Raw genomic sequence first — 14,743 nt, forward strand, 5'->3', positions numbered from 1 at the left:
CCCCTCCTGATATTACTATTTAATGTTTTCAAGTGCCTTTTCAGCAAATTCAGTGGTAACTATTTTTTCATAGGATGGACGCATTGGAATAAGCTCTCTATTATAGCTTTGAATTATATCCATTAATCTTGATAGAGCTTCCTCTTTTAATATTGGGTCCTTTGACCATGTGTCTTGAGCCTTATATCTTTCAACAACTGTAGTAAGAAGGTCTAAATCTGAGCCTGGGAAAAAGCTTATAACAGCTTCTGCAATTTCCTTAGAAGTATGCTTTTGAACCCAAATTTGTCCTTTATATATTGCGTTGGTGAACTTTTGAATTATTTCTGGATTTTTTTCCATATAAGATTTAGTTGCAAAGAAACAGGTGTATGGGATTTCACCGGATGCTTTACCTATTGAAGCTACTATATAACCGCCGCCTTCCTTTTGAAGCATACTTGCTGTTGGTTCAAATAGGGCAACATAATCCCCTGTCCCTGATTTAAAGGCCTGTGCAGTTGCGGTAAAGGCGATATTTGTTATGATGTTTACTTCTTTATGGGGAGTAAGACCATGGTTTCTGATTACATATTCTAAAGTCATCTCAGGAACTCCACCAGGTCTTCCGCCGATAATTGTTTTACCCTTTAGGTTTTCCCATTTAAAATCCTCTTCCTTTTGCCTTCCTACTAAGAAGGAACCGTCCCTTTTAGTAAGTTGTGCAAAAAGAATGGCATAGTCTTCCCTTCCTTGATTGTAAAGATATATAACTTGTTCAGGACCGCAAAAGCCTATGTCGGCATTTCCTGATAAAACCTGTTGCATTGTTTTGTCTGCACCTTGACCGGTTGAAAGTTCAATCTCTAAGCCTTCCTCTTCAAAAAATCCTTTGTTTATAGCAACATACATTGGTGCATAGAAGATGGATCTTACAACCTCGTTTAACCTGATCTTTGTAAGTTCCTGAGGCTTTTTTTGCCCACAGGAGGCAAAGATGAGAGTAAAACTTAATAAAATTGAAAGAAGGCTGAAAAGCTTTTTCATGTAACCCTCCGTAATTTATTTTTGATATTTTATAATATGAATAGAGTAGTTACTTTGACACAATAAAAAACCACCAAGGAAAAGTCTTGGTGGTTTTAAAACTTAACTATTTAATATATTTAAATCGATTTCCTTTTCGCTTGAAGCTACAACTAAGGCAGAAACCGATGCACCCGTAACGTTTGTCATAGTCCTTGCCATATCTACTATGACGTCAACTCCAAGGAGCATTGCAAGGCCTTCAATAGGCAAACCTAATGAGGCTAATACTACTGTTGCTGCTAAAGATGCCGTCCCAGGAACGCCAGCAATTCCTATCGATGATAATGTTGTAGTTGCAATTAAGATTAAATAATGATTGATAGATAAGTCTTTATTAAACATATTCGCAACGAATATCGCAACCAAAGCAGGATAAATTCCTCCACAAGCGTTCATCCCCGCAGTAGCTCCTATTGGCGCTACAAAATTAGCGATCTTTTCGGATATTCCTACACCTTCTGTTAAAGACTTTATTGTTACTGGTAAAGTTCCAAAGCTGCTTTGTGTTGAGAAGGCAACAACTTGGGCAGGATATATCTTTTTAAAGAACTTTAATGGATTTACTTTAGCAACAAAGGCTACAATTCCTGTATGGACAATTGCTATTTGCAGTAGGCAGGCTACATATACTGCTATAATAAATCTTATCAGAGGAAGAAGAGTAGCAATGCCGTATTGGGTAGAAATAGAAGCAATTAATCCATAAACTCCATAAGGTGTTAGTGAGATAACTATTTTAGTTAATCTTGAAATCACACGATTAAGTTGTATAAAGAATTCACGGACAATTTTTATTGAATCCATATTTTTTTCGCCTTCAATTGCTAAAGAAATTGCAATTAAAATTGAAAAAATTATTACAGGAATAATCTTTCCATTTGCCATTTCATTTACTGGATTTTTAGGAATCATATCTAGGAAAACTTGCGTAAATTTAGGTATTTCCCTTGCCTTAAATTCTGGAACATTGATAAAATTATACCCTGCTCCAATATTTAAGATATTTCCAACTAAAAGGCCTATGAAGGTTGCAATTGCTGTGGTTAACATTAAAATTGAGATAGCTTTAATAGCGATTCTTTTTAAATCATCTGTATTTGAAAATTTATTAATGCTTGTAATAATTGATGTAATAATAAGTGGTAAAACCAGCATTTTAATTAAGCTTATATATGTTTGTCCAATTAAACTAAATACGTTTTCTTCATTTTTTAGAACTATTCCCGAAATTAATCCTAATGTCAATGCTATTAATGATATAAGAGAAAAGGATACTTTTTGTTTTTTACAAATTTGATTATGCTAAAGGAAATTGTTGTTAATATCAAGGCAAATACAGTTGACATATTTATTAATACCTCCTTAAAGTTTTTATTTTTAACTGCGCGCAGTTTTTAACAATAAAAAAACCTTCTGCCTCTTAATCAGAGGCAGAAGGTTATCTTCCGCGGTTCCACTCTGCTTAGGGACAAAAAGCCCCTATCTCGTTTTCAGGTGCTAACACACCATATCTCTATAACGGGAGAACCCGTCACGGCCTACTATAAACTTCGACCTAACACTCATAGGGGCACTTCAGTTATACTATATCATAGGATTCTCTCAGCCAAGGAATCCCTCTCTGTATGACTTGTATAACCTACTTTCCCTAATCATCGTGTTTAAATCATACTATTTTACTCAATTTTATTTTAATTATAAATGGTATTTATTCTAAAATCAATAAATATTGATGTTTTGAATAAATAGACCGACATCTATAGAAAAAATAAATATGTTGGTTTAGTTTAGATATTTAACAAAAAGGTCTTTATTTTCCTATCTTGTTTGTTATGGTAAAATAATAAAAGCAAAATATAATGGTTAAAAATAGGAGGGTTGATATGAAGGTATTCAGATGGGTGTATGTAATTTTAGGTATATTAATTTTTTTATGTCTAGGGACTGTATATTCATGGAGTATATTTAGAAAACCCTTAGAGGAGGCTTTAAAACTATCATCAACACAAAGCGGATTACCTTTCATGGTGTTTCTTGCCTTTTATGCTCTTTTAATGCCCTTTGGTGGCAAATTAATCGATAGGTATCATCCTAGGAATGTTCTTATTTTCGGAGGAGTTTTAGTTGGCTTAGGTTGGATACTTTCCTCGTGGGCAAAGAATATTTGGTTTTTGGTTTTTACTTATGGTATTATTGCAGGAAGTGGTGTCGGAATAGCTTATGGTGTCCCAATTAGTGTTGTTTCCCGATGGTTTTATGACAAAAAGGGGCTTGCATTAGGAGTGTTGCTTTCAGGTTTTGGGCTTTCACCATTTATAACTGCTCCCATCGCTAAAAGACTTATAGACCTGAATGGAGTATTTACAACGTTTAAAATATTAGGTGTTGCCTTTTTAATTATTGTTATATTATTGGCATTGCCCTTTAAATTTCCAGATGAATTAAAAGTTGAAAAAATTGAAGACGGCATATCAATAACTCCAAAGGAAATGTTAAAAACTTCAAAATTTTATGCGCTGTGGTTTTGTTTTATGGTAGCAACACTAGTAGGTCTTATGATTATTGGGATAACAGGGCCGGTTGGAGAAGACATTATAAAAATTGATAGTAAAAAAATCGCCATCTTTATTTCAGTTTTTTCTGCATTTAATGGGATTGGAAGGCCCTCCTTTGGATGGCTAACTGATTTGTTAAGTCCCATTAGGGTTATTTCATTATCTTATGTTTTGATAATTTTGTCGGCTATTTTATTTATAATATTTAAAGAAGGTTCTGTTGTGCTATTTATTGTATCATTTGCTTTGTTTTGGATGAACTTTGGAGGATGGCTTGCTATAGCACCAGCATTAACATCAAAATTTTTTGGAAGTAGGTTTTATAGCCAAAATTATGGTATTGTTTTTACGGCTTATGGTTTTGGTGCTATAATAGGAAACTTATTGTCAGGAATGCTGAAGGATTTTTTAGGAAGTTACAAATATGTAGCTTATCCTATAATTGCATTTGTAATCATCGCTTTAATAGTTGCTAATGTTTATTTAAAAAGGGAGGACTAAGGGGATAAATGAAAAAATATATCGTTACAACTATTTATATATTTATATTCATGACTTTTATTGGTTTTTCTGAAAATATGAGGGGTCTTTTTATTCCGATATTTAAGGAAGAATTTAGGATAAACAATAGCATGATTGGAGTAATGCTAACGGTTTCATCATTAGCATATATAATTTTTCAATACATAGGAGGAATATTAATACAAAGGCACGGTCATAAAAGGATTTATTTATCGAGTTTGATTCTAATAATACTTTCATTTTTGATGATATGGAAATCGGGAAGTTTTTATATATTACTTTTGGCCATGTTTATATTTAATGTTGGGGTATCCCTATTTTCTATATCTACCAATTCTCTTATACCAGTTTTGTTTATAGGCTATCAGGCAATTCTAATGAATCTAACTCACTTTTGCTATGGGCTTGGAACTTCAGCAGGGCAAAGAACTGTTGGGATACTACTAAAAAGAGGGCTAAATTGGAGGGAAGCTTATCTTGGTAGTGCGCTAGTGTTTTTTATTCTTTTACTTATTTTCTTTTTTATTAAATTTCCGCAGGTTGATGTTGATAAAGCAGATAAAGGGGTTAAATTTTTAGATGCAATAAAGGACAAAAGGATTCTTTTATTTGTTGCGGCATTAGGCCTTTATGTTTTTTCTGAGCTTTCGGTTGCCAATTGGTTCGCTAATTTTATGATAACCGGATATTCCCTTGATGGTTTAACTGCATCCTACTATCTTTCTTTATTCTTCTTTATATTTACGATTGGAAGATTTTTAGGGGGATTTGTAGTAGAAAAGATAGGCCGTTTTAATGCATTATTTTTATATTTTTCAATGGCTACTATTTTATTTACCGTGGGACTTGTTTTAGGTGAAAAATATTTAATTTTGATTTCAGCTTCAGGCTTCTTTTTTTCAATAGGTTTTCCAACCATAGTTCTCCTTGTTAGCAATACCTTTCAAAAAAATAGAACATATATATTAGGATTGGTTATTGCCCTTACATCGACGGTAAATATGATATTAAATTTTCTTGTGGGTTTTTTGAATGACACCATTGGAGTTTATTATACATTCTTTTTGATTCCTATTGCTCTTTTAGTTTCTTTGACGATACTGATTTATATAAAATTAAAAGTTTGGGAAAATAGTTGAATATATAGATAAATGTGGTAATATTGAATTAGAGATGTTTTGGGGTGATGGGGATGAAGAAAAAATTATTACTGGGGTATTTAATTATTGCTGTTTTAGCTATTTTTATGCATTATAAAACTATTTATGACGAGATTATAAAGCCGCCGTCTGACAAATGGTCTAAGGAAGTAGAAATTTCTAAGGCAAAGTCAAAGAGCTATCCTAAAGTTTTAAAAATGGGAGAAAATTATTTAATTGCCTTTGATGATGGGCAAAATATAAATCTTGTTACTATAGATAAATTAGGTAATAAGATAAAAGAAAAAAGCATAGATGCAATGGATGAAATGGTAAGAAGTTTAAGCCTTATTACCGATGGAAAAAATATTTACTTAAGCTGGATAATTTCTAACTCAGGAGTTAAAAGTTTAATTCAGGCTAAGCTCGATGGCAATCTTAATGTTTTAAATACCAATCAATATTTTAATGTTTACGATAGTGCTCAAATTGGCGATAATGCTATTGCTATATCAACTATTGATAGAATTGAAATTTTAGATGTAAAAAATAATAAAAAATATACTATCAATGAAAACAGAGCAACTCATCTTGCTGGAGCGGAAGCAAACGGAAAAATTATGATTTCATATCTTATAGGTGAAAATGAATTCAAATATGCAACGATTGATGATGGAGAAGTAAAAGCCGAGTATATAGGAACTGTTGGTAAGGGCGTTTTTGATAGTTTTGGAGATGTAGCTTTATCCTTTGACAAAAATTATGGATATTTGCTTGTTGAGAACAAGGTTAAAGGACAATTTGGCAATATAATTGCTATAGTATTTAATTTAGATGGAAGCAATTATAATATATCAAAATTGAAAGTAGGATATATAAGATATCTTTATAACCCACAAACTGTATCGGCAGGTGAAGGGGCTGTTTTTGTAGCAGGGTCTGAAAGAAAGGTTGGGAAAAAGGATGAGCAGTATGACATAGTTGAATTTTTAATGGATGGAGAGGAGATTAAGGAATATAATTATATTTCAAAGACGTCAAAACCATCCATGATGCCCTATTATTATGATAATTATGTAGCCTTTGCAGAATATTTAGGTGATGGAGTATATAAGATAAATTTAACATCTAGCACAGATGAATTTAAAGGAATACACAACAGAGTAAGGCCAATAGAAAGGTTAGAAGCTTTTTATAAAACCGTTATAACAATTATAAATAGCCTTCTTTATATCTTTATATACGGAATTTCGTGGATATTTGTTGGTTTATTGTTGGTTTCCATTTTTATGTTTTTCCAATATTCTTTAAAGGATTCAAAAAAACTTTTAACCTTTATCCTTATTTATTTAATAACTTTCATTGCTAAAATATATACCGTATATAGGATATCCTATATAACATTTGGAAATTTATTACCATCATATATGGCAAATATTCTAATAGGCATTTTGATTAATATAATAATAAGCCTACTTACATTGAAACATGGTTACGATGATTATAAAAACAATATTTTTGAATCGCCATTTATGCCATTTTCAAAGGCGTTAGTTATCGATACATTCTTAACGCAACTTATTTTTGTTCCATTTATAATTTAGATTGACAAAAAGAGAATATTAAGTATAAAATAAAAAATAAAAACTTAAAGGCTGTGAAAAAGAGGAGTAGGCAGTCAAAACTTACAGAGAGGAAGGTCCAGAGGTTGAGAGGCCTTCTAAGTCCCTTGCTGCTGAAGGTAGCTTTGGAGCCTTCCACCTGAAATAAAGTAGGGTGGAACGGGAGACCGTTATCTAAATGAGTGCCAGGTTTTCTGGAATAAAGGTGGTACCGCGGTCCCTCGCCCTTTTTTGGGTGGGGGATTTTTTATTGGGGGTGTCTATGAAAATGGGAATTTTTTTAATGATCATTGGGGCAATTTTAGTTTATGGGGCAAACTTTATAGTTAGCATTTTCAGAGTCAGAAATGATTATAAAAATATTTTGCTTATTAAAACAGTAGGTTTAACCATAGCTGTTATAGGCATTTTAAAAATATTTGAGATAATATAGGAGGGATATTATGGAGGATATGAATTTAGCAAAAACCTATAACCCTAAGGATTTTGAAGAAAGATTATATAACGAATGGCTTCATAAGGGATATTTTACCCCAAAGATTGACAAGTCAAAAGAGCCCTTTACAATAATGATTCCGCCACCAAACATAACAGGACAGCTTCACATGGGTCATGCCCTTGACAACACTTTGCAGGATGTCCTAATTAGATGGAAGAGAATGCAAGGGTATCCAACCCTTTGGCTTCCTGGTGAAGATCATGCAAGCATTGCAACAGAAGTTAAGGTTGAGGCAGAACTTGAAAAGCAGGGAATCTATAAAAAGCAAATCGGAAGGGAAAAATTCCTTGAAAAGGTTTGGGAGTGGACACATAAATATAGGGCAAGAATTAGAGAACAGCTTATGAAAATGGGTGCCTCCTGCGACTGGACAAGAGAAAGATTTACGATGGATGAAGGATTAAATAGAGCTATAAGGGAAGTTTTCGTAAGACTTTATGAAAAGGGACTTATTTATCAAGGAAATAGAATAATAAACTGGTGTCCTAAATGTATGACTGCCCTTTCAGATGCTGAAATTGAATACGAAGAAAAAGAAGGAAGGCTTTATCATATAAAATATCCTGTTAAGGATTCTGATGAGTATGTTATTGTTGCAACAACAAGGCCGGAAACGATGCTTGGCGACGTTGCGGTTGCAGTTAATCCAAATGATGAAAGATACAAACATCTTATAGGAAAAACTTTGATACTACCTTTAGTTGATAGGGAAATTCCTGTAATTGCAGATGAATATGTTGACATGGAATTTGGAACAGGATGCGTAAAGATAACTCCTGCCCATGATCCAAACGACTTTGAGGTAGGGCAAAGGCATAACCTTCCTCAAATAGTTGTTATGAATGAAGATGGAAGGATGAATAGCCTTGCAGGAAAATACGAAGGGCTTGAAAGATATGAGGCTAGAAAACAAGTTCTTAAGGATCTTGAGGAAAAGGGATTACTTCTTAAAGTAGAAGAACATAACCACAATGTTGGAACCCATGATAGATGTAAAACTGTTGTTGAGCCACTTTTATCGAAGCAATGGTTTGTAAAAATGAAGCCTTTGGCTGAACCTGCAATAAAGGCTGTTAAAGAAGGAAAGGTTCAATTTATTCCAGAAAGATTTGCAAAGGTTTATTTTAATTGGATGGAAAATATTCAAGATTGGTGTATATCAAGACAGCTCTGGTGGGGACATAGAATTCCTGTATGGTATTGTGATGATTGTGGAAGGCTTACTGTTCAGGTTGAGGATGCAACTAAGTGTGCCCACTGCGGTTCAACTAACATCCATCAGGATGAGGATGTATTAGATACATGGTTTAGTTCAGCTCTCTGGCCCTTCTCAACTTTAGGATGGCCGGAAAAAACAGAAGATCTTGAATATTTCTATCCAACTAGCGTTTTAGTGACTGGATATGACATAATATTCTTCTGGGTTGCAAGGATGATATTCTCAGGAATAGAACATATGGGGGAAGTTCCGTTTAAATATGTTTTAATTCATGGAATAGTTAGGGATTCACAAGGAAGAAAGATGTCAAAGTCCTTAGGAAACGGAATTGATCCCCTTGAAATAATCGACCAATACGGTGCAGATGCTTTAAGATTTACTTTAGTTACAGGAAATTCACCTGGAAACGATATGAGATTCTACATGGAAAGGGTAGAGGCTGCAAGAAACTTTGCTAACAAAATATGGAATGCAGCAAGATTTGCCCTTATGAACTTGGATGATGAAGTATTAAAGTCCTTTGATGAAACTTACTTAAATACAGCAGACAAATGGATACTTAGCAGATTAAATAAGGTTGTAGGAGAGGTTACAGAAAATCTTAATAAATTTGAACTTGGAATTGCCCTTCAAAAGATATATGATTTTATATGGTCTGAGGTTTGTGACTGGTATATTGAGCTTATAAAACCAAGGCTTTATGGAGATGATGTTAAAGATAAGGCTGCAGCCCAAAGGGTATTAAAGGAAGTTTTAGTAGACAGCTTAAAACTTTTACATCCCTTCATGCCGTTTATAACTGAGGAAATATATAAACACCTTACAGATGAGTCGCCTTCCATAACTATTGCAAGATGGCCTGAATATAGAGAAGATAGAGTATTCGAAAAAGAAGAAGCAAATATGAACCATGTTATAGATGCAATAAGGGCAGTGAGAAATATAAGAACTGAAATGAATGTTCCAAATTCAAGAAGGGCAAAGGTTATGATTTTACCTGCAAGTATAGATATAAAAGGTGCCTTTGAGGAAGGAAGAATATATTTTGAAAAGCTAGCCTATGCTTCAGAAGTAATTTTCCCTGACAAGGAAGAAATTCCAAAGGATGCTGTATCAAAGGTTATTCCAGGTGGAGAAATATTCCTACCCCTTGAAGACCTTATAGACAGGGAAAAGGAAATTGAAAGACTTTCAAAGGAAAAAGAAAAATTAGAAAAGGAAGTTGAAAGGGTAAACAATAAGCTTTCAAATCAAGGATTTATAAACAAGGCACCACAAAAGGTTGTTGATGAGGAAAAGGCAAAGAAGAAAATGTATGAGGATATGTTAAGAAAAGTTATAGAAAGATTAGAGGCATTAAAAAAATAATGTAAGGCACCATTAATGGTGCCTTACGCTTTAACAATGATCCTTGTGGTCTTCTTTATCTTCTAAGAAAGTTCTAATAACCTTTTGACAATCAGTGATTACTTCGCATATACAATCGATGTCGATGAATTTAATTGGGCAGTGGCACTTTTTGTCTGGGAATTCAGCTATAAGAATGTTACCGCATACTGCAAGAACTTTAACCCATTCTTCGCAGCAGCCCTTTAGAACGATTATAACCTTTTCGCCCTTAAGAGCTTCGAGTATATTTTTTATTGTGCAAAATTGATGTGGATGGAATGGCCCTGGAATTGAACCCATCATAATTTTCCCTCCTTTAAAATTTTTTCTACTATAACTTATGACAATTAGTGACAAAGTGTTACAAAATATGATAATTTTTTTAGGGGAGATAAACATGAATTACAAAGAGGCTTTAAATTACATTGAAAGCATAGGGAAATTCGGAATGAATTTAGGCCTTGATAGGATTAAAAAAATATGTGGCCTTATGGATAATCCAGAGGATAAATTAAAGGTTATTCATATTGCAGGAACTAATGGAAAGGGATCGACGACCACATTTATATCCTCTATTTTAAAGGAACAAGGTTATAGGGTAGGGATATACACATCACCTTATATAGAAAGGTTTACCGAAAGGATAAAGATAAACGATGAGGAAATAAAGGAGGAGGAAGTGGCTGAATATTTAGATTACTTGATCCCTTTAATTGAAAGGGTAGAAAAGGAAGGCTATGGAAAGCCTACTGAGTTTGAGATAATTACGGCAATGGCCTTTAAATATTTTTATGACAAAAATGTCGATTATGTTGTTTTAGAGGTTGGACTGGGGGGAAGGTTTGATGCAACAAATGTTGTTGATCCTATTCTTACGGTTATAACAACAATAAGCTATGATCACATGAATGTTCTTGGAAATACATTGTCAAAAATTGCCTATGAAAAGGCAGGAATAATAAAAGAAGGGGTTCCGCTGGTTCTTTATCCTCAAGAAAAGGAAGCCTATGAGGTTATAAAGCAGGTTGCAAAGGAAAAGGGCGCAAAAATATATCATGTTGAGGATTTGAAATATAATCTTAAAGAGAACACTGTAGATGGAATAATATTTGATGTTGAAGGTTACAAAAATTATAGGGATATAAAAATAAATCTTTTAGGACTACATCAAATAAACAACGCCTTAACAAGCATTATGGCTGTTGAGGTTTTAAGGGAGCTTGGGGTTGAAGTTAGTAATGATGCTCTATATAAAGGCCTAAAGGAAGCAAAATGGCCGGGAAGATTTGAAATTTTAAAGAAAAATCCATATATGGTTTTAGATGGTGGACATAATATTCAGGGTATTAATGCACTAGTGGATTCTATGAAACATTATTTTAATAACAAAAAAACATTAATAGTAACAGGAATGCTAAGGGATAAGGATTATGAAAATATGCTTGAGAAGCTCTTTGAGATAAGCAGTGATTTTGTAACGGTTACGCCGAATAGTCCAAGGGCTCTATCAGAGGAAGAATTAAAAAATATAATTATTGCTAAAGGGAAAAGGGCTGAGGCTAAAAAAAATATAGCTGATGCGGTAAATTTGGCTATAGAACGTTCCAGAGAATTCGATGTAATTTTATTTTGCGGATCCCTTTATATGATTGGCGAAGCAAGAACCATACTAAAATCATTATTATAGGTTTAACATCATATATTTATATATAGCGATTTTTTGAGGTTAACGTTTTGAGTGAACTGGAGAAAATTGAAATGGCGTATAAATTATATTATCTTGCTAATAAGCTTCAGGATAAAGTTCCCAAACCCATCCTCGAGTTTTCAAAGAAGATTTGCAATGAATATGTCAAGATGGCTAAGGAAAATGGGATTAAAAGTGATTTAAGGAATATATTAAAATAAATCCGGGTTTCCCCGGATTATTCTTTTAAAAGATCTATTATTTTTTCATATAAAGTAACATAATTTCTTTCCCAATTTTCGCATATGGATGTTGCCTTTTCTAATGAGGATGTCCTTAGCCTAAGGTCAAATATTATTTTCTCATTTTCAAGAAGTTTGATATCCACAAAGTATTCATTCCCAATAGCTTCATATCTTGAAATGGTAGTGTATTTGTTTTCAGGTTCTATATTTTGATCCTTTAAATAATCATCTATTACCTTCAGCTTTTTTTCAGGGATTCTGTCTATAAAAAATTCTAAAGTTCTTTTTCCCTTTAATGAAATTCTTAATAATTGCTTGTTTATTTCTTTATTTATTTCTATAAATCCGCTTTCAATAAGTTCTGATATGTATTGCTGCAATGAAAAATAGTTTATTAAATTGTTTTCAAGAACTATTTGTGTAAGGGAAGAGTTTGTGATTGGGGTATCGATTTTATTTAGGATATATAATATAAGCAATTTATTTTCAGCAAGTTCAGTCGTATCTCTATACATTATATCCCTCCAAAAAAATAATTAGGGCATTACATTTTATATTATAACAGCATTTAATATAAATTTTCAATAAAAATGCTCCCTTTCGGGAGCTTTAAGATCATATTTTATCCGGCATTTTTCCGTTTAATATTTCCTTTTCAGCCATTGCAATTAATCTTTTAACTATGGTTCCTCCGACTCTACCACAATCTCTAGATGAAATGTTGCCCCAATAATCTTCAGAACCTTGATATACAGGTATTCCAAGTTCTGATGCGATTTCATACTTCATATTATCAAGAGCCTTGTGAACCTCAGGAACCAGTTGGCTTCTTCCATGATATTCTTGTCCTGCTGCCATTTTATAACCTCCTTTTTAGAATATGTAATATTGTTTCCTTATGGGGGTGATGAATAAGAATGTATCTTATTAATAATTTGTGTAATTTTGGGTCGAATATACAAGAAATTTCTGGTTATTAGTTAAAAAAGTGCGGCCTTTGCCGCACTTTAGGTCAATTTATCCTTTATAGGGATTTTGTAGTTTTTTCTAGGCCCATGCTTGTGAGCACTTTTTAATTGAGCTTTTTGGGATTTGGCTTCTCTATGATAGTGCCTATCCTGACCTAGGAGGTTTTCAGATGCAAATTCAGTTTGGTGACCAAACAGATTTGTAAATCTAGCTCTTCGCATGGTCATACAAAACCCCTCCTTTTAATTGACCTATAATTAGTTTTTACAAAAAAAAGATAATTATTATATTTCTGGTGCAGGCATATTTTTATGCCTGCATATAATATTTTTTGTGTAAAAATAATAAATATTTATTGTAATAAAATTTTGGAGGGAATCGGGTGAAGGTTATAGTTATATCAAAAAAAGCAGTAGCGAAATCAATGATAGTTATGTTTATTTTTTTATTTTCCATTCTTTATGCTGCAACAGGGAGGTATGAACTTTTAAATGTGTTTTTGAATACTCAAAGGGAACTCCCAATTTACTGTGTGGAAACTGATGAAAAAAAGATTGCAATAACCTTTGATGCAGCTTGGGGAAATGAATATACAGATGAAATATTAGATATATTAGAAAAAAATGGAGTAAGGGCTACCTTTTTCTTAGTAGGAAGTTGGGTGGATAAATATCCTGAGACGGTTAAAAAGATTTTTGAAAAGGGACATGAAATAGGGAATCATTCAACTACTCATCCTCATTTTTCTCAGATAACCCCGGATAAAATGAAGGAGGAGATATTTAAAACCAGCGACAAAATAAAGAGGATTACAGGGAAAGGGACTAATCTTTTTAGACCTCCCTTTGGAGATTATAATAGCCTGGTGGTAAAAACGGTAAAGGAAACCGGACATTTCTGCATACAATGGGATGTGGATTCAATCGACTGGAAGGATCCAGGTGAAGATGTTATATATAGTAGGGTTGTTAGTAGGGTTACAAATGGCTCTATAATACTTTTCCATAATTACGCCAAGCAAACTCCTAAGGTTTTAGACGGAATTTTAAAGGAGCTAAAAAGAAAAGGATATGAATTTGTAACTGTATCGGAGCTTATTTATAAGGAAAATTATTATATTGATCATACAGGGAGGCAGAAACCCATTAAGAATAACTAACGAAGAATTAGACAAAATAAATAACAGAAGATAAAACGGGGTGATGCAATGCTAGTTATTGGAATATTAGGAAGCAGAGGCAAGTCTAAAGTTTTAGAAATTATTTATGAGGAACTTAAAGAACATGGCAAAGAAGTTGTATGCATAGGAACCCACGACAATTCTAATGAGGCTTTTGAAAAAATATTATTTAAAGAAGTTGAATATGTTCTTATTGCCATATCAAGGGAGGATTTAATAGAAGATAGGATATCCAAAATAAAATTTGATGTGATTATTAATCTTGGCTTTGATGCAATGGAAGATTTAAATGATAAGATAGCAGAGGTTGTTGAAAATATAAAGGAAGAAGGTTATTATATATTCAATTCAGATTTTAATTTTCCTATAAATCTTAATCATTCAAATATTTATGTCATATCCTATGGTCTTAACGATAAATCAACAGTTACAGCAACAAGTATAGATGATCTAACTTGCCTTTGCTTTAGCTTTTGCCTGCAAAGGGCTATTGTAAATATCAATGGAGACCTTATTCAACCCTTTGAAAAGCCTTATGAAGTTATAGGCAAATACCATGATGTTTATTATTATCTTGCTGCTTTAACTTGTTTGATGATTTTTGGAATTATTTAGTAATAATGTTTTTGGAATTTGAATATTTATATTT

14 protein-coding genes and 2 other annotated features are annotated in these 14,743 nt (G+C 33.0%); of the genes, 9 read left to right on the forward strand and 5 right to left on the reverse strand.

The window, feature by feature from the left end; translation table 11 throughout:
- Positions 1-15 precede the first annotated feature (15 nt).
- Together CAAU_RS02280 and CAAU_RS02285 are read right to left on the reverse strand one after the other, a co-directional pair.
- Positions 16-1,026 carry an ABC transporter substrate-binding protein gene (locus CAAU_RS02280; protein WP_008907821.1) on the reverse strand — a complete coding sequence of 337 codons (1,011 nt, stop codon included), beginning with the start codon at positions 1,024-1,026 and terminating at the stop codon, positions 16-18.
- A gap of 102 nt (positions 1,027-1,128) precedes the next feature.
- The gene (locus CAAU_RS02285) at positions 1,129-2,313 is read right to left on the reverse strand and encodes a dicarboxylate/amino acid:cation symporter (RefSeq protein WP_083852772.1); all 1,185 of its coding nucleotides are present in this window, start codon (positions 2,311-2,313) and stop codon (positions 1,129-1,131) included.
- Between the two features lie 178 nt (positions 2,314-2,491).
- Positions 2,492-2,733, reverse strand: a binding site (T-box leader).
- Positions 2,734-2,951: 218 nt separating this feature from the next.
- On the opposite strand from CAAU_RS02285, the gene CAAU_RS02290 reads away from it, so the two are divergent.
- The 5 genes from CAAU_RS02290 (at position 2,952) to CAAU_RS02305 (ending at position 9,992) form a co-directional block, all read left to right on the forward strand.
- A complete protein-coding gene (locus tag CAAU_RS02290) occupies positions 2,952-4,124 on the forward strand; it encodes an L-lactate MFS transporter (RefSeq protein ID WP_008907824.1) in 1,173 nt (390 codons plus the stop codon).
- 8 nt (positions 4,125-4,132) lie between these two features.
- Positions 4,133-5,284: an MFS transporter gene (locus tag CAAU_RS02295; protein ID WP_008907825.1), complete on the forward strand. Its 1,152-nt coding sequence runs from the start codon at positions 4,133-4,135 to the stop codon at positions 5,282-5,284.
- Positions 5,285-5,337: 53 nt separating this feature from the next.
- Positions 5,338-6,888: a hypothetical protein gene (locus tag CAAU_RS02300; protein ID WP_008907826.1), complete on the forward strand. Its 1,551-nt coding sequence runs from the start codon at positions 5,338-5,340 to the stop codon at positions 6,886-6,888.
- Positions 6,889-6,932: 44 nt separating this feature from the next.
- Positions 6,933-7,138, forward strand: a binding site (T-box leader).
- Positions 7,139-7,168: 30 nt separating this feature from the next.
- Positions 7,169-7,339, forward strand: coding sequence for a hypothetical protein (locus CAAU_RS14480; protein WP_008907827.1), 171 nt, complete (start codon positions 7,169-7,171; stop codon positions 7,337-7,339).
- Positions 7,340-7,349: 10 nt separating this feature from the next.
- Positions 7,350-9,992, forward strand: coding sequence for a valine--tRNA ligase (locus CAAU_RS02305; RefSeq protein ID WP_008907828.1), 2,643 nt, complete (start codon positions 7,350-7,352; stop codon positions 9,990-9,992).
- A gap of 30 nt (positions 9,993-10,022) precedes the next feature.
- On the opposite strand, the gene CAAU_RS02310 is transcribed toward CAAU_RS02305, so the two are convergent.
- Positions 10,023-10,316 carry a hypothetical protein gene (locus CAAU_RS02310; protein WP_040305688.1) on the reverse strand — a complete coding sequence of 98 codons (294 nt, stop codon included), beginning with the start codon at positions 10,314-10,316 and terminating at the stop codon, positions 10,023-10,025.
- Positions 10,317-10,410: 94 nt separating this feature from the next.
- On the opposite strand from CAAU_RS02310, the gene CAAU_RS02315 reads away from it, so the two are divergent.
- Together CAAU_RS02315 and CAAU_RS14485 are read left to right on the forward strand one after the other, a co-directional pair.
- A complete protein-coding gene (locus tag CAAU_RS02315) occupies positions 10,411-11,700 on the forward strand; it encodes a bifunctional folylpolyglutamate synthase/dihydrofolate synthase (RefSeq protein ID WP_008907830.1) in 1,290 nt (429 codons plus the stop codon).
- Between the two features lie 47 nt (positions 11,701-11,747).
- The gene (locus tag CAAU_RS14485) at positions 11,748-11,921 is read left to right on the forward strand and encodes a hypothetical protein (RefSeq protein ID WP_156792021.1); all 174 of its coding nucleotides are present in this window, start codon (positions 11,748-11,750) and stop codon (positions 11,919-11,921) included.
- Between the two features lie 17 nt (positions 11,922-11,938).
- Here CAAU_RS14485 and CAAU_RS02320 read toward each other — a convergent pair whose 3' ends face one another.
- Positions 11,939-12,460 carry a DUF4364 family protein gene (locus CAAU_RS02320; protein ID WP_008907832.1) on the reverse strand — a complete coding sequence of 174 codons (522 nt, stop codon included), beginning with the start codon at positions 12,458-12,460 and terminating at the stop codon, positions 11,939-11,941.
- Between the two features lie 100 nt (positions 12,461-12,560).
- Positions 12,561-12,803 carry an alpha/beta-type small acid-soluble spore protein gene (locus CAAU_RS02325; protein ID WP_008907833.1) on the reverse strand — a complete coding sequence of 81 codons (243 nt, stop codon included), beginning with the start codon at positions 12,801-12,803 and terminating at the stop codon, positions 12,561-12,563.
- Positions 12,804-13,296: 493 nt separating this feature from the next.
- Between CAAU_RS02325 and pdaB the strand changes: the two genes are divergently transcribed.
- Positions 13,297-14,073: a polysaccharide deacetylase family sporulation protein PdaB gene (gene pdaB / locus CAAU_RS02335; protein WP_008907834.1), complete on the forward strand. Its 777-nt coding sequence runs from the start codon at positions 13,297-13,299 to the stop codon at positions 14,071-14,073.
- A gap of 48 nt (positions 14,074-14,121) precedes the next feature.
- Positions 14,122-14,709: a Mur ligase family protein gene (locus tag CAAU_RS02340; protein ID WP_008907835.1), complete on the forward strand. Its 588-nt coding sequence runs from the start codon at positions 14,122-14,124 to the stop codon at positions 14,707-14,709.
- The last annotated feature ends 34 nt before the right edge of the window (positions 14,710-14,743 follow it).

The organism is Caloramator australicus RC3 (genome assembly GCF_000297115.1).
Lineage (GTDB): Bacteria > Bacillota > Clostridia > Clostridiales > Caloramatoraceae > Caloramator > Caloramator australicus.